The 19320-nt window shown below is 47.3% G+C and carries 23 protein-coding genes; 19 read left to right on the top strand and 4 right to left on the bottom strand.

Going from position 1 to position 19320, the window contains the following annotated elements:
* The first annotated feature begins 4 nt into the window (after positions 1 to 4).
* The 14 genes from tuf (at position 5) to QXG22_05815 (ending at position 12154) form a co-directional block, all read left to right on the top strand.
* Positions 5 to 1246: a translation elongation factor EF-1 subunit alpha gene (tuf, locus tag QXG22_05880; protein ID MEM0359512.1), complete on the top strand. Its 1242-nt coding sequence runs from the start codon at positions 5 to 7 to the stop codon at positions 1244 to 1246.
* Positions 1243 to 2673, top strand: coding sequence for an amidase (locus QXG22_05875; GenBank protein ID MEM0359511.1), 1431 nt, complete (start codon positions 1243 to 1245; stop codon positions 2671 to 2673). The genes tuf and QXG22_05875 overlap by 4 nt, the downstream gene beginning before the upstream one ends.
* 36 nt (positions 2674 to 2709) lie before the next feature.
* The gene (gene pyrF, locus QXG22_05870; protein ID MEM0359510.1) at positions 2710 to 3429 is read left to right on the top strand and encodes an orotidine-5'-phosphate decarboxylase; all 720 of its coding nucleotides are present in this window, start codon (positions 2710 to 2712) and stop codon (positions 3427 to 3429) included.
* Positions 3411 to 4019, top strand: coding sequence for an orotate phosphoribosyltransferase (gene pyrE / locus QXG22_05865; GenBank protein MEM0359509.1), 609 nt, complete (start codon positions 3411 to 3413; stop codon positions 4017 to 4019). The genes pyrF and pyrE overlap by 19 nt, the downstream gene beginning before the upstream one ends.
* Complete coding sequence (gene pyrB / locus QXG22_05860) at positions 4012 to 4917, top strand: aspartate carbamoyltransferase (protein MEM0359508.1); 906 nt, start codon at positions 4012 to 4014, stop codon at positions 4915 to 4917. Before pyrE ends, pyrB begins: the two co-directional genes overlap by 8 nt.
* Positions 4917 to 5393: an aspartate carbamoyltransferase regulatory subunit gene (gene pyrI, locus QXG22_05855; GenBank protein MEM0359507.1), complete on the top strand. Its 477-nt coding sequence runs from the start codon at positions 4917 to 4919 to the stop codon at positions 5391 to 5393. The genes pyrB and pyrI overlap by 1 nt, the downstream gene beginning before the upstream one ends.
* A gap of 4 nt (positions 5394 to 5397) precedes the next feature.
* Positions 5398 to 6201, top strand: a complete 804-nt coding sequence (locus QXG22_05850) for a dihydroorotate dehydrogenase electron transfer subunit (protein ID MEM0359506.1) — start codon at positions 5398 to 5400, stop codon at positions 6199 to 6201.
* Between the two features lie 56 nt (positions 6202 to 6257).
* Complete coding sequence (locus QXG22_05845; GenBank protein MEM0359505.1) at positions 6258 to 7511, top strand: dihydroorotase family protein; 1254 nt, start codon at positions 6258 to 6260, stop codon at positions 7509 to 7511.
* A complete protein-coding gene (locus QXG22_05840; protein ID MEM0359504.1) occupies positions 7468 to 8373 on the top strand; it encodes a dihydroorotate dehydrogenase in 906 nt (301 codons plus the stop codon). The genes QXG22_05845 and QXG22_05840 overlap by 44 nt, the downstream gene beginning before the upstream one ends.
* Complete coding sequence (locus QXG22_05835; GenBank protein MEM0359503.1) at positions 8370 to 9980, top strand: CTP synthase; 1611 nt, start codon at positions 8370 to 8372, stop codon at positions 9978 to 9980. Before QXG22_05840 ends, QXG22_05835 begins: the two co-directional genes overlap by 4 nt.
* Before the next feature lie 199 nt (positions 9981 to 10179).
* Positions 10180 to 10644, top strand: a complete 465-nt coding sequence (locus tag QXG22_05830; GenBank protein MEM0359502.1) for a winged helix-turn-helix domain-containing protein — start codon at positions 10180 to 10182, stop codon at positions 10642 to 10644.
* Positions 10645 to 10996: 352 nt separating this feature from the next.
* Entirely contained in the window at positions 10997 to 11227 is a 231-nt protein-coding gene (locus tag QXG22_05825) for a hypothetical protein (GenBank protein MEM0359501.1), read from the top strand.
* Between the two features lie 67 nt (positions 11228 to 11294).
* Entirely contained in the window at positions 11295 to 11498 is a 204-nt protein-coding gene (locus QXG22_05820) for a hypothetical protein (protein MEM0359500.1), read from the top strand.
* 98 nt (positions 11499 to 11596) lie between these two features.
* Positions 11597 to 12154: an acetate uptake transporter gene (locus QXG22_05815; GenBank protein ID MEM0359499.1), complete on the top strand. Its 558-nt coding sequence runs from the start codon at positions 11597 to 11599 to the stop codon at positions 12152 to 12154.
* A 6-nt stretch (positions 12155 to 12160) separates the two neighbouring features.
* Here QXG22_05815 and QXG22_05810 read toward each other — a convergent pair whose 3' ends face one another.
* From QXG22_05810 to QXG22_05800, 3 genes are read right to left on the bottom strand one after another with little or no spacing between them, the layout of a single operon-like run.
* Positions 12161 to 12886, bottom strand: coding sequence for a 6-hydroxymethylpterin diphosphokinase MptE-like protein (locus tag QXG22_05810; protein MEM0359498.1), 726 nt, complete (start codon positions 12884 to 12886; stop codon positions 12161 to 12163).
* A gap of 4 nt (positions 12887 to 12890) precedes the next feature.
* Positions 12891 to 13082: a hypothetical protein gene (locus QXG22_05805; protein MEM0359497.1), complete on the bottom strand. Its 192-nt coding sequence runs from the start codon at positions 13080 to 13082 to the stop codon at positions 12891 to 12893.
* A 9-nt stretch (positions 13083 to 13091) separates the two neighbouring features.
* A complete protein-coding gene (locus QXG22_05800) occupies positions 13092 to 13478 on the bottom strand; it encodes a CBS domain-containing protein (GenBank protein ID MEM0359496.1) in 387 nt (128 codons plus the stop codon).
* Between the two features lie 53 nt (positions 13479 to 13531).
* On the opposite strand from QXG22_05800, the gene QXG22_05795 reads away from it, so the two are divergent.
* Genes QXG22_05795 through QXG22_05775 form a run of 5 tightly spaced genes read left to right on the top strand, consistent with a single transcriptional unit; the run spans position 13532 to position 18328 of the window.
* Positions 13532 to 14122 (top strand): DUF998 domain-containing protein, encoded by a 591-nt coding sequence (locus tag QXG22_05795; GenBank protein ID MEM0359495.1) that lies wholly within the window; start codon positions 13532 to 13534, stop codon positions 14120 to 14122.
* Positions 14119 to 15087, top strand: coding sequence for a mevalonate kinase (gene mvk, locus QXG22_05790; protein ID MEM0359494.1), 969 nt, complete (start codon positions 14119 to 14121; stop codon positions 15085 to 15087). The genes QXG22_05795 and mvk overlap by 4 nt, the downstream gene beginning before the upstream one ends.
* Positions 15088 to 15128: 41 nt before the next feature.
* Positions 15129 to 16820, top strand: a complete 1692-nt coding sequence (locus QXG22_05785; protein ID MEM0359493.1) for a long-chain fatty acid--CoA ligase — start codon at positions 15129 to 15131, stop codon at positions 16818 to 16820.
* Positions 16817 to 17578, top strand: a complete 762-nt coding sequence (locus QXG22_05780; GenBank protein MEM0359492.1) for an ABC transporter ATP-binding protein — start codon at positions 16817 to 16819, stop codon at positions 17576 to 17578. Before QXG22_05785 ends, QXG22_05780 begins: the two co-directional genes overlap by 4 nt.
* A 12-nt stretch (positions 17579 to 17590) precedes the next feature.
* Positions 17591 to 18328: an ABC transporter ATP-binding protein gene (locus QXG22_05775; GenBank protein ID MEM0359491.1), complete on the top strand. Its 738-nt coding sequence runs from the start codon at positions 17591 to 17593 to the stop codon at positions 18326 to 18328.
* Here QXG22_05775 and QXG22_05770 read toward each other — a convergent pair.
* Positions 18325 to 19257, bottom strand: a complete 933-nt coding sequence (locus QXG22_05770; protein MEM0359490.1) for a hypothetical protein — start codon at positions 19255 to 19257, stop codon at positions 18325 to 18327. The two genes, QXG22_05775 and QXG22_05770, sit on opposite strands and share 4 nt — an antisense overlap.
* Positions 19258 to 19320: the final 63 nt, after the last annotated feature.

Below are 19320 nucleotides of genomic sequence, written 5' to 3'. Positions count from 1 at the left end.
CGTTCTGTCTAAAAAACACATAAATCTGCTTTTCATGGGACATGTGGATCACGGAAAATCCACCCTGGTGGGGAGAACCCTTTTCGACCTCGGGATAGTATCGGAAAAGGATTTGCCCTCGGAAGCTGGAAGCTTCAAATTCGCTTGGCTCATGGACAAACTTAAGGAAGAAAGGGAAAGAGGGGTAACCATAGAAATCTCCTATCAGAAAATAGAGACACCCAATACCATCCTAACCATCATCGATGCCCCAGGACATAGGGATTTTGTGAAAAACATGATCACGGGAGCAAGTCAGGCCGATGCTGCGGTATTGGTGGTAGCGGCAGACGATGGAATCATGCCCCAGACCAAAGAACATGCGGCCTTGGCCTTCACGCTGGGAGTAAACCAGCTAGTGGTAGCCATAAACAAGATGGACTTGGTGGGATTCGATGAGAAAACTTATCTTAAGCTAAAACAGGAAGTCTCCTCTCTCCTGAAAAGCTTGGGATACCCCAGTTCTACCTTTCATTACGTGCCCGTTTCGGCCTGGCTTGGAGAAAACATCATCAAACCGAGCCCTAAGATGCCCTGGTACAAAGGACCTACCCTGCTCGAAGCCTTAGATTCTTTACAGGAAGGGGAAAAACCCATAGACAAACCCCTACGCATCCCCCTCCAGAACGTTTTTTCCATAACGGGAGTGGGAACTGTGCCCATAGGGAAGGTGGAAACAGGGATCCTCAAAGTGGGAGATACCGTTGTTTTTGAACCGTCTGGTAAGAAGGGAGAGGTGAGATCCATAGAAGTCCATCATCAGCCTGTAGAAAGGGCCTTACCCGGGGATAACATAGGTTTCAACGTAAGGGGTGTTTCTAAAGACGAGATAAAAAGAGGAGATGTGGTAGGTCATCCAGACCATCCGCCCAGTGTTGCCCAGAGGTTCACCGCCAAAGTAGTGGTTCTCAATGTCCCTCACCAACTAAAGCCAGGTTTTGTTCCCACCTTTCACTGCCATACCGCCAGTGTTCCCGGCAAAATCCTTTCCGTGCTTAAAAAGGTGGATCCCAGAACGGGGGAAACTTTGGAGGAAAGTCCAGAAGGACTGAAGAAGGGAGAAGTCGGAGTAATAGAAGTAGAACCTCTCAAGCCCCTCGTAATAGAAAGAGCGGTGGATATCCCCCATCTTTCAAGGTTTGCGATGAGACACGGGGGACAAACCATAGGGGCTGGGGTGTGCGTAGAGGTGGTTAAGAGAGAATGAAGGAGCTATGCTTTTTGCCCGTTACAGAACTTTCTTCCAGAATCAGAGATGGAGTTCTTTCTCCCGTGGAAGTGGTGGAGACCTTTTTGGAGAGGATAAGAAGACTTAACCCAAAAGTAAATGCCTACTGTTTGGTTTTGGAAAAAGAGGCTAGAAAGAAGGCAGAAGAAGCAGAAAGAGCCTTGAAGGAGGGAAAAAAGTTAGGACCTCTACACGGAATACCTATAGCCATTAAGGACCTCACCCCCATGCATGGAGTAAAGACCACCTTTGGATCCAGGCTTTTCGAGAACTTTGTTCCATCAAGAGATGCCGTGGTAGTAGAAAGGTTGAAAAAAGCTGGAGCCATTCCCCTAGGAAAGACCAATACTCCGGAGTTCGGCTGGATGGGAAATACGGTGAATGCCCTTTTTGGGGCTACCCGCAATCCTTGGAATCTGGAAAGAACGGCTGGAGGATCCAGTGGTGGATCAGCGGCTGCCGTGGCTGCAGGAATGGCTCCCTTCGCGGAGGGAAGTGATGGGGGTGGTTCCATTAGAATACCTTCAAGCGCCTGTGGTGTTTTCGGTCTGAAGCCCACCTCCGGGCTCATTCCCATGGACCTCATGGTGGAGTTAGGTCCGGGACCCTTCGGTCATGTTTCCCCTTTTATAACCCATGGCCCTATCGCTAGGAGCGTGAAGGATGCGGCCCTTCTCCTTTCGGTCATGGTAGGCTACCATGACGTGGATCCCTTTAGCCTTCCTTCTCCCGAAAAGGATTATACAGAACTCGAAGGTGAAGTAAAAGGCTTGAAGATTGCTTACAGCCCCAACTTGGGATACTTTGAGGTGGATGAAAGGGTAAGAAAGGTAGTGGAGGAAGCTGCTTGGTCTTTTGAAGAGCTTGGAATGGAGGTGGTAGAAAAGAACCCCGTCCTTCCCAACAAAGAGGAAATAGAAGGGGCCTTCCAAACACTTTGGGTAGTGGCTTTTAGTTCCATACTTGGCGATCTTTCAAAGGAAGAGAAGGAAAAACTGACTCCAGAAGTTCAAGCGCTTTCAGAATTGGGAAAGGGGATCTCGGCCGTAGAGTACAAGCGCGCAGAGATGACTAGGGGAAAAGTCTGGCTTGGCATCCAAGAACTCTTCAAAGAATTCGATTTCCTTCTCACCCCCACCTTGGCGGTTCCTCCCTTTCCGGTGAACCAACTTGGCCCTACCGAGATAAATGGCAAAGAAGTAAATCCTCTCCTGGGATGGATTCTTACCTATCCTTTCAACCTCACCGGACACCCCGCTGCTTCCGTTCCATGTGGATGGGTGGAAGGACTTCCGATAGGGATGCAGGTGATTGGTAAGCGTTTTTCGGAAAAGCTTATCCTCAAAGTCTGTCTCGCTTTTGAAAACCTGAGGCCTTGGACCCATCGCTTACCACCATTGGAGTAGAAAAGTTTTTGTGAAACATGGGAAAAAGAGTAAGGCTTGTTGAAAGACTTTGCCTCCAAACTGTGGGAAAAAGCCCGAAAAACGGCTTCAAGGATTATCTTAGCCTTTGACCCCATCGGAGAATATCGAAAATTGGAAAAAGCCACGGATCTTCTTCATTTACTCTCGGACGAGGTAGCGGGGGTGAAGCTTGGTCTTCCCTCCCTCCTCATCTACGGTCCCAAGGGGTTGGAGAAGCTTTTACAGGAGGTGGAAGGTCCTTTTATTTGCGATTTGAAGATGGCAGACATAGGCTATGTCAACAGGATGGTGGCAGAAGAAGTCTTCGATTTAGGATTTGAAGCCCTCATTGCCCATGCTTTCGTGGGGGTAAAAGAAGGTTTGGAAGAAGTGGTGAGATTGGCAAGGGAAAAAAGAAAGGGAGTACTAGCCGTTTGTGCGATGAGTCATAGGGGTGCGGAGGAATATCTGAACAAACATTACCTAGAATTAATGGAGGCTTCTCGTCTAGCAGGTGTAGATGGTTTCATTCTACCGGCCACTTTTCCAGAACTCTTGGGAGAGGCTAGAAAAAGATATCCAGAAATCCTCATCCTCTCCCCAGGCGTTGGGGCACAAGGTTCACCCTTTGGTTCCGCACTCAAAGCTGGAGCTGATTTCGAAATAGTAGGAAGATCCATTGTTCTTTCTTCCTCTCCCAGAGAAAAGGCAGAAGAGATAAAGAAAGAGATGAAAGTATGGATAAAAGAGCATTAGCCCAAGCCCTAATGGATTGTGGATGCATTAAGGTGGGACATTATAAGCTCACCTCTGGCAGCTTCAGTCCCTATTACATAGATTTGCGCATGGTTCCTTCCTTTCCCCAACTTTTTCGAGAAGTGGTGAGAGCTTACCTGATCCTCTTGAGAGAAGAAAGAGTGGAATTCGAGAGGGTGCTCGGTGTCCCCACAGCAGGTATACCCCTAGGTGTGTTAGTAGCCCACGAACTAGGTAAACCCTTCCTTTATCTCCGTATGGAAAGTAAAACCCATGGAACTGAGCGTCTATTGGAAGGTGAATTGAGGGAAGGGGAGAGGGTTTTGCTTGTGGACGATGTGGCTACCACTGGAGGAAGTCTCAAACGGGCCGTACAAGTGGTAAGGGGAGAGGGAGGAAGGGTGGAAGCAGCGGCGGTACTTGTGGATAGAGAACAAGGGGCCAAAGAACTCCTGAAGAGGGAAGGAGTAAAGCTTCTTTCCGTGATGACAGCAAGAGAAATCTTTCAAGAGCTTTATACTTGCAAAAAGATTACAGAGAAAGAGTATGGAGAGATCATGAGATACATGGAGGGAAGAAAGAATGTTTAAAGGAAGGGATGTGCTTTCTATTCTAGATTTTTCTGCTTCAGAATTGGAACAACTCTTTAAAAAGGCCTCTGCCATCAAACCGGGGGAAAAACTCAGGGGAAAAATCCTTGCCACGGCTTTCTTTGAACCAAGTACTCGTACGAGGTTGAGTTTTGAAACCGCCATGCTGAAGTTGGGGGGAAGTGTAATAGGGGTGGGAGGGGAGGAAGCTACTTCCCTGGCAAAGGGGGAAAACCTAGCGGATACTGTGAGAATGTTGGATTCCTATGCTGACGTGATAGTGATCAGGCATCCCTTGGAAGGTGCGGCCAAGTTGGCGGCGGAGGTAGCAGAAGTTCCCGTGATAAACGGGGGGGATGGAAAACAACATCATCCTACTCAGGCTATGGTGGATCTCTACACCATAAAAAAGGAGATGGGGAAGATAGAAAATCTAACCATAGCGGCGGTGGGGGATTTGAGATACGGAAGAGCCGTTACCTCTTTCCTCTACGGAATATGCAAGTTCGGAGTGGAAAAACTTTTTCTGGTATCTCCTCCACCCCTCAAGCCTAGGGAAGAGGTACTGGACTTTTTGAAAGCCTCTGGAACGGAATTTGAACTCACCCAAGATTTGGACAAGGTAATTGGAGAGATAGAAGTACTTTATATCACGAGGATCCAAAAAGAAAGGTTTCCGGATCCTTCTGAGTTCGAAAAAGTAAAAGGAAGCTATAGGCTTACATCAGAATTGGTGGAAAAAATGAGAGAGGATGCCATCATCCTCCATCCCCTACCCAAGGTAGATGAAATAGACCTAAAGGTGGATGAGAATAAACGTGCTAGGTATTTCCAACAAGCTGCCTATGCTGTGCCAGTGAGAATGGCTTTACTTTCTCTCCTGTTGGGAGTGGAATGATGTCGGGAAGTTCACAAGAACTGGTCGTGAGGAAAATAGAGAAGGGCACGGTGATAGACCATATCCCGGCGGGTCAGGCCCTCAACGTGATAAAGATTTTAGGAGTAGGAGGGGGAAAACATACAGTTGCCGTGGTAATGAACGTGGATAGTAAAAAATATGGAAGGAAAGATATAGTAAAAGTAGAGGGCAAGGAACTTTCTCCCGTAGAAGTGAACAGAATAGCACTCGTTGCTCCAGAAGCCACCATCAACGTGATCCAAGAGTACAAAGTGGTGAAGAAAAACAAGGTGAAGCTTCCTGAACGTGTCCAAGGTATAGTGAGATGTACCAATCCCAGTTGTATCACCAACAAGCCAAGAGAACCCGTGGTTCCTACCTTCAAGGTCTATTCACGTTCTCCCCTCCTTCTCCTTTGCGAGTATTGTGGAAACAGGATTTCCCAAGAAGAGATAGTAAAGCAGTTCACGGGGTAGGAGCTTGAAGTTTGAAGAACTCGGAATGTACCCGACCAGGGTGGAGAAGGTGGTGCGTGAGACTCCGGAAGTCGTTTCCATTCACCTTTCTTCCCCTTTCCCTCATGAACCCGTGCCCGGACAATTCGTCATGGTATGGTTGCCTGGAGAAGAGGAGATTCCCATGAGCGTCTCAGGGTGGTATGGAAGGAGATTCAGAATTTCAGTGGCTAAAGTGGGTGAAACCACTTCCAAGTTACAAAAAATAGGAAAGGGAGAATACTTGGGAATAAAAGGACCGTTGGGTAAGGGATTCCACTTGGAAAAGGGACCGTATCTACTAGTAGGAGGGGGGACGGGAGTGGCACCCCTTATTTTTGCTTGCGAAAAGCTCCGGAAAAGAGGGGAAGAGGTAAAGATGCTGATAGGGGCAAAAACGAGTTCCGAACTCCTTTTCGTTGAAGAGGCTGAAAAGATGGGGGCGGAAGTAGAAGTCACCACGGAAGATGGTTCAAAAGGTGAGAAAGGATTGGTAACGAAGTTATTCGAGAGAGAACTTTCCAAAAGAACTTGGAAGATCTTAGCTTGCGGTCCAGAGAAAATGCTGGTGAGGATCGTTAAAGAATGCGTGAGGAAAGGGAGAAAAGTACAGGTTTCGCTGGAGAGGTACATGAGGTGCGGTGTAGGTGCATGTGGTTCATGTGTACTCGATCCAGTAGGATGGAGGGTATGCACGGAAGGCCCAGTATTCGATGGAAAAAAATTGCTCAACACCGACTTTGGAAAGTTCGTGAGGGATCCCGCGGGTCGAAGACTTCCAATAATTTAAACCCCTCAGCATTTCCCTTTTTTCCTATCCCCCCCTATAATTAAAGAGGGGGAGACTTGGAGCTAACGGTAAAGGGAAAAATCTTCACTCCCACCGGAATAAAGGAGGGAAGCGTCAGGATTTCGGGGGGAAGAATAGAGGAAGTTGGCGAAAAGATTTCTCCCAGTGGAGAAATGTTGGACTTCAGAGGAAAAATAATTCTTCCGGGTCTGATCGATATGCACGTACATCTAAGGGACTTTAGACTCTCCTACAAAGAAGACTTCAGAACGGGGACCCGGGCTGCCGCTAGGGGAGGGTATACTGTAGTCGTGGACATGCCCAACACCCTTCCCAAAGTCAACAAAATCTCGGTGTTGAGGAAAAGGGAGGAACTGGGGAAAAGGAAGGCTGTGGTGGACTTCGGTTTGTACTTTGGAGTACCAGAGAAAAGAAGTGAACTCGGAAAAGAAGTAAAAAGAAGATGTCTTGGCATCAAGGTTTACCTACCGGAAGATGGTGAGAAGGAAATCCTAGAAGAAACTCTCCGATTCGCAGCCAAGGAAAGACTATTGGTAATATCACATGCCGAGGATCCTGCCTTCTTCAGAGATGGAGAGAGACCTGTAGAAGCAGAAGTGATGGGAATAAGGAAGATGGCGGAGCTCTCCTTGAAACACCACTTCAGACTTCATATCACTCACCTCTCTTCTTCGGCAGGTCTCGGAGAATTGGAAAAGTGGAGGGAAAAGATAAAAGTCTCTGCCGATACTTGTCCGCACTATCTTCTTTTAACCCGTAAGGAGCATCCCCTTTTCAGGGTTTTTCCCCCTCTTCGCCTTGAAGAGGACAGAATCGCTCTTCTCTTGGCACTGAGAACGGGGAGAATAGAAGCCGTTACTTCGGATCATGCCCCCCATCTGCTGGAGGAAAAGGAGGACCCGGCCGGTCCTGGAGGTTTCCCGGGATTAGAAACGGAACTTCCTCTCCTTCTCACCCTAGTTAAAAAGGGTAAATTAGGACTGAGGGAGGTAGTAAGGGCGTGTAGTGAGGCACCTGCTTCCCTTCTGAAACTACCTGCAGGAAGAATAGAACGTGGCTACGTGGGCAACCTCACAGTAGTGGATTTAAAAAAGAGCTTCAAGATAAATCCTTCCGAGTTCGAAAGTAAGGCCAAACACAGTCCCTTCGAGGGAAGGATGGTGGTGGGAGCCCCTGTCTGTACCATCGTAAGAGGGAGACCCGTGTTTTTAGATGGAGAAATAATGGAGGATTTGGGTGGAAAAAATGTCAAGACTTATGGTGAGGTTGGGAAAACTGAAACTGCCTAACCCCACTATTCTGGCTTCCGGGGTTCTTTCCGCTGGGTCCCTTCTTTGTCGTGCCCTGAGGGAAGGTGCAGGAGGAGTGGTAACGAAGAGCCTAACGTTGGAAAGACGGGAGGGATACAAGACCCCTGTGGTGGTAGGAGTGGAAGGAGGATTGGTGAATGCGGTGGGTTTAACCAATCCAGGCTATGAAGAATATCTGAGGGAAGAACTTCCCAAGGCAAAAAGAGGGGGTGGGCCAGTCATCGTGAGCGTGGCTGGAGAAAAAAGTGAAGAGTTCGCACTTATAGCATCCAAAGCCGAGGAGGCAGGGGCAGACGCCATAGAACTTAACCTCTCCTGTCCCCATGTAAAAAGTCATGGATTAGAGATAGGCAAGGATCCCAAACTCGTTCGGGAAGTTGTGAAAAAGACTAGAGAATGTCTTTCCATTCCCCTTTTCGTGAAACTTGGATTTTCGGATAAGCTCGTAGCTTCCGCTCTTTCCGCTGAGCGGGAGGAGGCAGATGGAATAGTCGCCATCAACACCCTTCCTGCGATGGTAGTTGACGTTTATAGCAAAAGGGCCGTTCTCTCAAATATTGTGGGCGGTCTCTCGGGTCCTGCCATTCGACCTGTAGCCCTTCGATGCGTATACGAGCTCCATAGAAACCTCTCCATACCCATCATAGGATGTGGTGGGGTGGAGGATTGGAAAAGTGCGATGGAATTCATTCTCGCTGGGGCTACGGCCGTACAGGTAGGATCTGCGGTGATTACAAGGGGACTGGGGATTTTTGCCGAAATCTGCAAAGGACTTTCGAATTATTTAAAAAGGGAAGGTGTCCAAAACGTAAATAATTTGGTGGGGGGACTGCGGGAATGAAGTACATCATGGTAACAGGAGGGGTAATGAGCGGTCTAGGGAAGGGGCTTACCACCGCCAGCCTGGGGAAGCTCCTTCAGGCTAGAGGGCTAAAGGTCACCGCTATCAAAATAGATCCCTATCTCAACATGGATGCTGGCACTATGAATCCCTTTGAACACGGAGAAATCTTCGTTACAGAAGATGGAGGGGAAATAGACCTAGACATGGGACATTACGAGAGATTTCTAGACATAAATCTCACGAAGGATCACAATATTACCACTGGGCAAATTTACTACGAAGTGATTTCAAAGGAGAGAAGGGGTGAGTATCTCGGCCGCACGGTGCAGATCATACCACACGTGGTGGACGAAATAAAGAGAAGGATAAGACAGGCGGCCCTAAAGAGCGGTGCCGATGTTTGTTTGGTGGAAATAGGAGGAACGGTGGGAGATATGGAGAGTATGCCTTTCCTCGAGGCCGCCAGGCAGATGAGATTGGAAGAAGGGCCAACCAACACTCTTTTCATTCACGTCACACTCGTTCCCACTTCGGGCCCAGTGGGAGAACAGAAAACTAAACCTACCCAGCACAGTGTAAAAGAACTAAGACAGTTAGGAATCTCTCCCGATATTATCATCTGCCGTTCCGCAACCCCCTTAACGACGGAAGCTAGGAGGAAGATTTCCCTCTTCTGCAATGTGTGGGAAAATGAAGTCATAAGTGCAGTAGATGTAAAGAATATTTATGAGCTTCCGTTGGTTCTGGAACATGAGAATCTCAGTTCCATCGTATTGCAGAAGCTTGGTCTCAGACCTGGGGATCTAGATTTGGGGGAATGGATAGAAATAGTCTCGAGGATGGATAACGCAAGCAAACCCGTGAAGATAGCAATAGTAGGGAAGTACATAAGATTCACAGATACCTATCTCAGCATCCATGAGGCCTTAAGACATGCTGCCGCAAAAAACGATGCCAAGTTGGAGATAAAGTGGATAAACGCTGAGAGATTAGAAAAAGTAACGGAATCTTCCCTTCGAGAACTTTCAGAATGTCACGGGGTGATTGTTCCTGGAGGCTTTGGTCCCAGAGGGGCCGAGGGCAAAATTCTTGCGATAAAATGGGCCAGAGAAAATCTTGTCCCCTTTTTGGGGCTTTGCTTCGGTTTTCAACTTGCAGTAGTAGAATTTGCAAGAAATGTGGTAGGTTTGGAAGGAGCCAACAGTACTGAAATAGATCCCTTCACCCCACATCCCGTTATAGATCTACTTCCGGAACAAAGGGGTCTCAAGGAATTGGGAGGAACCATGAGACTGGGTGCTTTGGAGGTAGTGCTAGAGAAGGGAACCAAGGCTTTCCAGATTTATCGTCAAGAAAGGATTTCAGAGAGACATCGACACAGATACGAAGTAAATCCCGAGTATCTCCCTCTGCTGGTGGAGAAGAATCTCGTCTTTTCTGGAAAAAGTCCGGATGGCAAAAGGATGGAAATATTAGAACTTCCAGATCATCCCTTCTTTATAGGAACACAATTTCACCCAGAGTTTAAATCCCGGCCTACCCGTCCCTCTCCCGTCTTCGACGCCTTCATAAAGGCTGCTCTTTGCCGGGCTCTCCACGCTTAAACCCTTAGTTCTCAAGCCCCATGACCTCACACATATGTAATTCATCTTCTCCTTTACTATATATTTTTTAGTATGTTCAATTAATTATATAAACACTTTAAAATATAAAATATCGTAGAAAAAATTGGAAGGAAATTTACCGAAAAATATATATGTACAAGTATACAAAATTAAATAGATGAAAACGTGGAAATTCTTGGTGCAAGAAAAACCCACTGAGATCCTATTAGCCCTAAGAACAGGGGAGACTTATCCCTCTGCCATAGCCAAAAAAGTGGAAACTACCTTTGCCCATGCTTTCAATATTCTATCGAAATTGGAAAGAATGGGGTTGATCATTTCCGAAGAGAAGGGAAGGAAAAGACTGGTAAGGTTAACAGAGAGAGGGGAAGAGTTAGCGATTTTGTTGGAAAAACTGAAAGGGATAACGGAAGTAATAGACGCCTACATTGAGTTGGAGGAGACTTATTCCCAAGAGGTGAAAGGAAAACTGAGAGAGGAGATAAACAAAGAAAAAGTGGTCAAGAGGCTGGGGGAACTCCGGGAAAGGATGGGTAGTTTGGCCCAGAGAGAAGACGAAGTGGGAAAAGGGGCTAGAAAGTTCTTGGAGAAGGTAGAGGAAGTGGAGAGAGAAGTGAAGGGATTAGTGGTTGGGGAGGGATGAAGTACTTATGAAGAGTAATCTACCGAAAGGACTTCTTTCAAGAAAAAGGAAAAATGAGACCAAAACATCCGGATAGAATGGGCTAGTTACCTTTCAAAGGGTAACTAGGAAAAGGGACGAGAAAAAGGTTGACAAACGAAAACCCCCTTGAAAGCTCTCTAGAATACTCATGAAAAAGGATTAAAAAGCTTAGTTACTTATCATAAAGGAAAAATAACTCATGGAAGGTGAAAAGATGGAAGGGGGTGCAGAAAGACTTCTGGACTTAGCGTATGGCAACCATCCTAAGAGTACCTCCCTAAAACCAGAAGGGAGAAGGGTACTGAGGTCCCTGCGAGAAGGGCCGAAGGGGATGGAGGAGCTAATGAAAGAGCTGGGTCTGGATCCTCTTTCTGGAGCCCATCGCAAGCACTTCTATATCCTGCTGAAGCCCCTCCGAGAAAAGGGTATGATCTCTACGAGGAGGATGGGGGGTAAGACCTTTTACCATCTCAGCTACGATGGTTTCTCCCAATACCTGAAGGAGCTTCGGAAAGAAGCCGAATTCTGGCTCAAAGAAGAGGAAAAAGAGAAGACTTCCTAGACTCCGAAAACTTTTTTTGAAGCCATTAAGGGAAAAGAAAAGAAGGACTTAAGGTGGGGTGGGGGGAATGACCAAAAAAACCGGACAAAAGGCCCTAAAAGCAAGGCAATTGGCTAGGGAAGCCAAGCTCGCTAAATACAAGCAAATGCTGGCGGAATACGGTGAAAGTTTAGAGTTACCCAAAGCTAGTCCTGAAGAACAAAAGAAAAAAGAGGAAGAGCTCCGCAATCTTTACCTGGAAATCCTCAAGAAAAAAGAATCCCAAACCTAGCCCTATAATTAACCTGTTCTCGGTCTCTCGGTTGGGACCACAAGAAGGGTCTCTGAAAAACTTAAAAGGAAACCGTAATTTAAAAGAAAAGAACCTCCATGAGCGAAAAGGAATCTCTCCTAGCCGATCCGGCAGCCCTCGGTCTTGTAGCTTTTGGAGCCACTACTATCCTTCTCAACCTCCACAACTTGGGCCTGATAACTGCCACCCTCACCTTTGCTTATGGGTTTTTCTTCGGGGGAATGGCTCAAGTCATAGCAGGAATTATAGACTTCAAAAGAGGCAATCTTTTCGGTGGAACGGCTTTTACTTCCTATGGCCTTTTCTGGATAGGACTCTCCCTTTTCAAACTCTTCGAGTGGGAGGGCCTAGTAGCAGGGGATCCCAACGAAATTGCAGCTTGGATGGCCATTTGGGGGATCTTTACTCTCTATATGACGGTGGGGTCCTTTAAGGTAGGGGGAAGGGCCCTTCAAACGGTCTTCATTACGCTCACCATCCTTTTCTTCCTCCTTTCCGGCGCTTTTGCTACGGGTGAAGACCTCCTTCTAAAGATAGCGGGGGCCGAAGGCGTATTCTGCGGATTTAGTGCACTGTATACTTCTGCCGGTGTGATTTTGAACTCCATCTATGGAAGGAGGGTCCTCCCCCTCTGAAGAAACTTAAGGATTTTCTCTCGGAATATTGGGGATTTCCACACCTCTAGAAGTGAGGTTCACGAGGGGGGCACCAAGTTCTCCCGCCAACCATCCCAAAAGTTCTCCACAGATCCTCAATTTTTCCTTCTTCCTCTCGCTCTCCCCTTTTCCGGAGTATTTTCCCACTTTTTCCCCAAGATCCATTCCAGCCAGAAAAATTTTTTCGGCTCCGAGCTCCCAAGCTAAGAAGGCTGCTCGATCCCCATCCGTGAAACCACCGAAGTTGAGGAGGTTTCCCATAGGTTTTAACTGGGTAGTTCCCAACAACCTTACGGGCTCTCTTCCTTTCAGGAATTCCCTTACTCTATGATAGTTATCACCATGCACATGAATAACCAACCAGGCCCCCTCTCTCCAGGCCTTTTCCTGGTCTTCCACCTTCCCATCCAAGTCGGTAACCACTATTTCCGGTACCCTGAACTTCATTACCGCCGAAGTAGCACCATCCGCAGCAAGAAGGGTCATCCCCAGTTTTCCGGACCTTTCTAACCTATGAAGATCTTCCTCCAGAGAAGGTCCGGCTCCCAAGACCAAACAATTTCTCCCCCTTATTAACTTTCTGAGTCCATGAAGATCGGGTGGAGGAAAAAGATGGGAAAGTAAAAGGGTTGCCCTTTCATCCTCCTTAGGATCCAGTTTCAGCCTTTCCACTATCCTGAAATACCAAGGTTCCCAAGCTTCCCAGCGCATCCCTTCACTTCCTGAGTTTACAAGTACCGCAAACGCAGACCACTTCTATGTGATCCCCAAAGAGATCACGCACGGTGGTTCCTAGATAGTGGGTACAATTGAAACATACTGGCAAACCGCAGTAACGGCATTCTCTCCATGTCTTTTCTTTGTCCTTTTCCTTCAATTCTCTCCCACAGCAAGAACACTTTGGCATTTTTCCACCTCAAAAGTCAAGCGGTGCCTTCGAGATGACTTTCGCCAAATCGGAAGAGGTGAAGATGCCCACCAGTTCACCCTTGGAAGAAACAAGCAATCTCCTCACCTTCATTTCCGACATGATCCTGGCACATTCTTTGACCGTATAGTTTTCATCCACCATCACGAGTGGTCTTGAGCAATAGTCTTTGAGCTTGGCCCTTTTCAAATCCACTCCTTTCGCCAGTACTTTAGAAAGAAGGTCCCTTTCCGTAAAGATGCCGTATGGTTGTCCATGGAGGGTAACCAATACGCTTCCTATTCTCTTTTTCCCCATTACCTTACAAGCCTCTAGGATACTTTTTTCACCGTCCATCTTTACCAGTTTCCGGTTAGCCACTTCACCTATTTTCATCAAAAGAAAAGGAAGCGAGGGCTATAAATTCCTTTCACGGAAAGAAAACGAGAATGTCATCGCGAAACCTCAGGAAATTGGGGCTTTGTGGACTGATAGCTCCACCCCTCGCTTTTACCTGTATTTTCCTCTCCGTTCATCTTTCCCCTTCTTTTGGCTGGATGGAAAATGCCCTAAGCGATTTGGGGGTTGGAAAAACAGCTCCCCTCTTCAATCTTGGTCTCATGGTAACTGGTTTGCTTCTTTTCATCTTTTCACTTTCTTCTCTTTTCGTGATTAGAGAATCTTCTGGTCAATTTGCTTCCCTTCTTTTGGGACTGGATTCTTTAGCCCTTTTCTGCATAGGACTTTTCCCCGAAAGCTATGGAGACCTTCATTTCTGGGTATCCGTACTTTTCTTCCTCCTTTTCCCCTTTGTTCCTCTCTCTTTCTCTCTTTTCTTTTGGAAGAAGGGGATGAAAAGGGGTTCCCTTCTTTCCCTTTTCTTCTCTTTTCTTCCGGGGATACCTTGGGTCTATCGATGGAGGGGATTAGCCATCCCTGAAACCCTCTCTTCCTGCATAGCTTCCGCCTACGTTATGGCACTTTCCCTCCTTTTCTATTTGGGCAAACCACCTTACCACTCCGAGGGAGTTGAACAATGAGTACCGTTAAAACCAGTGCTCCAGGGGCAGTCTTCCTCTTCGGTGAACACGCCGTGGTGTACGGATATCCTTCTTTGAACGCTTCCGTAAGTGGGAGGGTGAGGGTGGAAATGAAACCTAGGAAGGACAATAGATTGGAGATCCAATCCAATGGCCTAGGAAGGGAAGAAGGGAGAGTGATAAGGGAAGAAAGGCCCAAAATCAGGGCTGGAAAAAGATTTTCCTATGTGGTAAAGGCCATAGAATTGGTTTTCTCGGAAATCGGCGAAGGGTGCGGTTTGGAAGTAAAGATTTCTTCAGATCTGCCCATCGGAGCAGGACTTTCCAGCTCTTCGGCTGTCAGCGTTGCTTCGGTGGCGGCTACCCTTCTCCTTTTGGGGGAAAAAGTCAGTCTAGAAAGAGTAGTGGAGCTGGCTTTCAGAACTGAGTTGGAGGTCCAAACTGTGGCGAGTAGAGCTGGAGTTTCGGTAGCCACGTATGGCGGCTTTCTCAGGATAGAGGGGAAGAACTTGGAAAGAATCTCCGATCTCCACGTTCCGGGTTTTGTGGTGGGAAATACAGGGATTTTCAGCGCCACTGGACCTATGGTAAGAAAAGTTAGGAATCTGAGAGAAAAACATCCAAAAGAAGTGGAGGCCCTTTTTCGGCTCATAGGAACACTGGCCGATACTGGGCTTAGTTCCCTTAGGGAGGGGGACTTAAAAAGAACTGGAACTTTGATGAATATAAATCAGGCCTGCTTAGCGGCTCTAGGGGTGAGCTCCCCAGCCCTTGAAAGGCTCATCAAAGCAAGTAGGGAAGCAGGGGCCTATGGAGCCAAACTCACGGGTGGGGGAGGGGGAGGATGTATGCTGGCCCTTTGTCCCGGTAAGGAAAAAGAGGTCTCTAAAGCCATCCGAAGGGCCGGTGGTGAGCCCCTTCCCATGAGCTTGGGTAGTGAGGGTCTCTTGGTGGAAAGCGAGTAATCCGCCAAAATACTTTAAACTGAGAAAGGAAAAAAAGAAGGATGGCTGAAAGACCTTGGCTTAAATCCTATCCCCCAGGGGTGCCCGCAGAAATCGAGGTTCCGAACAAATCCATACCGGAGATTTTTGATGAAGCCTCAGAGAAATACGCTGACAAAACTGCCTTGATTTTCTATGGAAGGAAGATAAGCTACCGTGAACTGAGAGAAAATGTCGACAGATTTGCCACTGCCCTCCACGACCTAGGGGTGAAAAAAGGAGAGAGAGTTGCCCTGTATCTTCCCAATTGTCCTCAATTCGTTATTTCTTACTTCGGCATCCTAAAGACGGGGGCTACGGTAACTCCCATAAGCCCCGTATATGTTTCGAAGGAGGTAGCATATCAACTAAAGGATAGCGAGGCTAAAACCATCGTTTGCCTAGATACTCTTTTCGAAAACGTGGAGAAAACAGGCCTGAAGTTGGATCGTATTATCACCACCAACATCGGCGAATATTTGCCTTCCCTCAAAAAATTCATAGGAAAGAGTCTTCTCGGAAAACTCTTTAGGAAAGCTATGATCCCCTCACCCAAAATTCCCAAAAGGGAGGGGATCTATCACTTCCAAGAACTGCTCAAGAAATATCCTCCCAACCCTCCCAAAGTGAAAATCAACCCCAGCGAAGATTTAGCTACACTTCCCTATTCTGGAGGTACCACGGGAATTCCGAAGGGCGTGATGGTACCCCATCGCAACATAGTCGCCAACATGGCCCAAATAAGGGCCTTCTGGCCCATCTTGGAGGAAGGAAAGGAGGTGGTGGTAGCTTTTCTACCCTTTTATCACATCTATGGCCAAGTGGTGGCACTCATCTTTGGACTATGTTGGGGTTCTACCCTTGTCCTTTTCACCACCTTTGACCCTGATGAAATACTCGATGCTATCGAAAAATACAACGCCACGGTGTTCAATGGGGTCCCCACGGTTTTCGAGTTCCTGAAGGATTATGAAAAGACTCTTAAGGTGAACTGGAAGAGGCTCAAACTCATTACTTCAGGAGCAGATGTTTTACATCCTTCCACTTATCAAGACTGGGAAAAGAAAACTGGTGCGAGGATTATTCAGGGATATGGTCTTACCGAAACCAGCACCGTTACTCATAGTAACCCCTACCATAAGGTCAAAGCCGATTCCTTTGGGATTCCACTTCCCAGCACACTGGCCGCCATAGCCCACCCCGAGAAAAACCAGTTCCTAAAAGTTGGAGAAATAGGGGAAGTTGTAATCCATGGACCGCAAGTCATGAAAGGCTACTGGAAAAATCCTGAGGAAACCAAAAAGGTATTGGTGAAGATAGAAGGGAAGACTTGGCTAAGAACGGGCGACCTAGCTAAAATGGATGAGGAAGGTTACTTCTATTTCTTTGAAAGAAAGAAAGATCTAATTAAATACAAGGGCTTTTCCATCTACGCTAGGGAAATAGAAGATGTTCTCTACGAACATCCACAGATCAAAGAAGCTGCCGTTATAGGGGTTCCCCATCCCCAATTCGGAGAAATAGTCAAAGCTTATGTAGTCCTACACACCGAAGCTAGGGGAAAGGTTTCTGAGGAAGATATCATAGAATATTGTAAGAAGAAACTGGCTCCCTATAAAGTGCCTAAGATAGTGGAGTTCAGAGGGGAGCTCCCCAAAACCGATGTGGGAAAGATTTCTCACAGGGAACTAAGGGAGGAAGTCAAGAAAGCATGAGTGATTTCTTCAGGGTCGAAAGGCTAACCAAGAAATTCGGCGGATTAGTAGCTGTAAACAAAGTGAGTTTTGAGATAGAAAGAGACGAGATAGTGGGACTGATAGGTCCCAATGGGGCAGGCAAAACCACTCTTCTCAAGCTCATAGGAGGAATCCTCAAGCCTGATTCCGGAAAAATAATTTTCAAGGGGGAAGACATAACTGGTCTCAAGCCTTATGAGATAGTCAATAGGGGGATCGCCATAACTTTCCAGGGAGCTAGACCTTTCCGCCGTTTACCCGTAATAGCTAACGTAATGGTTTCCTGTCTTTCTCCCAGGGCAACAAGAAGGGGGGAATGGCTCAAACTTACCGAAGCGAGAGCAAGGGATGCTTTGGAGTTCGTGGGAATAGCCGATATGGCACTCGAACCCGCATCTTCCCTTTCGCATGGGGATCTCAAAAGGCTGGAAATAGCCAAAGCCATAGCCACAGAACCAGAACTCCTCCTCCTCGATGAACCATTGGGCGGATTAAGCCCGGCTGAGACCGAACTCTTGGCGAAATCGATAAGGAGACTACACGAGGGAGGAAGATTTGGCAGGCTTCACAGCGAAGGACCTGCCATGCTCATCGTGGAGCACAAGCTCGCGGAACTCATGAAGATCGTGGATAGGGTAATCGTACTGAACTTTGGTGAAATCATCGCGGAGGGAACTCCCAAAGAAATAGTAAAGAACAAAAAGGTAATAGAAGCCTATCTGGGGGAGGAGATTTAAGTGTTGTTGGAAGTGAAGAATCTTACCGTTCGTTATGAAAGTGCCATCATCCTCAACAGCGTTAGTCTAGAAGTGGGGGAGAAGGAATCGGTAGGAATCCTTGGACCAAATGGGGCAGGTAAATCCACTCTCCTGAGGGCGATAACGGGCTTGGTGAAATGGCAAAGAGAGGTGATGAAAGGAACTAAGCAAGGAAACGTGACGATGGAGGGAGAAATAAGATTTGAGGGAAAGAGAATAGATGGGCTTCTTCCCCATCAGATAGTGAAGATGGGTCTAATTCACTGCCCAGAAAGGAGGAGGATCTTTAGGGAAATGACTGTACTCGAGAATCTGAAAGCTGGCGCCTACTCCTATAAAGACCAGAAGGAAATAGAGGAAAACCTGAAAAGAGTCTACGAGCTCTTTCCGGTATTGAAGGAGAGAAAGAACCAGGTGGCGGGTACCCTCTCCGGAGGAGAACAACAAATGCTGGCTGTGGGGAGGGCGCTCATGTCCAAGCCCAAGCTCCTCTGTATCGATGAACCCTCCTTGGGTTTGGCACCAAAGATGAAGAAAAATCTGATGGAAGGAATAAAAGAAATCCAAAAAGAAGGGGTAAAAATTCTTATCGCGGAACAAGATGTGAACTTTGCCTTTAACCTTACCCAAAGAAATTATGTTCTTTCCCAAGGGAAGGTGGTGGCCGAAGGAACCAAAGGTAAGCTTCTCAGAGATGAAACGATTAGAAAAAGCTACTTAGGTCTTTAATCTTTGAGGGGCGCTCCGCAAATCCTACAGGTTTCCCTAGTAACCACATTCCTCTTCTTACATCTAGGACATTCTTTCTCTATTTTGTCCCTGACCCAACGTAGCATCCCCTCAGGCATGATTAGGAGGATTACCGTGACGATAATGGCGAAGGAAAGCATGCGAATTTGGGGAGTTACACGCAGGAACTCCATCAGGGGGTAAAGAATGTAGACCCCCCCTACGGCACCGTAAATGGATACAATCCCTCCAAAAGCCGTCCAAATCACGGCTTGGAAGGAAATGCTGGCATCAAGGGCCAAGGGACCCACGGTCCTCATGAAATGGGCAAAGGAGCTTCCTGCCAACCCAGCGAAAAAACCACTCAGGGAATAGGCTAGGAGCTTATATCTGGCAGTATTAATGCCGCAGGCTCTAGCCGCGATTTCGTCCTCCCTAATGGAATGAAGGATTACCCCTATCTTGGACTCGGTTATTTTCCACATTATGAAAACGCCAAAGATCATGAGGAGAAGAGAGAAATAGTAGTCGAGTGTGCGCGAAGGGGTGAGTCTCGTTAGACCAGAGAGCCCGAATTCCCCTCCGGTGGTCTCTGGAAAGGCGTATATTATTCCCGTGAGGATGATAGGAAAGGCCAAAGTGGCGAGGGCTAAGTAAGGTCCCCTCAGTCTAAGACACGGAATTCCTATTATCATTCCGGTGAAGACGGCGGCAAGGGCTCCCACCGGAATGGTGAGAAGGGGAGGCCATCCAAGCCTGAGGTTCAAAAAAGCAGCCGAGTAACCCCCCACCCCAAAGAAAAGGGCATGACCAAAACTCACCTGTCCCGTATAGCCCGAAAGAAGGTCCCAGCTTGCAGCATAGAGGGCGAAGAGATTGGTTAAAACAATGATTTGTAAATGATAGGGGTTTCTCACAAAAACAGGCAAGATTAAGAGAAAGATGATGGCTAAAAAAGCTAAAGTTCTCGAAGGCAATGGAAATATTTCCTC

It is taken from the genome of Candidatus Hadarchaeales archaeon (assembly GCA_038736355.1).
Lineage (GTDB): Archaea > Hadarchaeota > Hadarchaeia > Hadarchaeales > WYZ-LMO6 > WYZ-LMO6.
The sequence above is the reverse complement of the archived record's forward strand: the minus strand, read 5'-3'. Positions and strand labels throughout refer to the sequence as shown.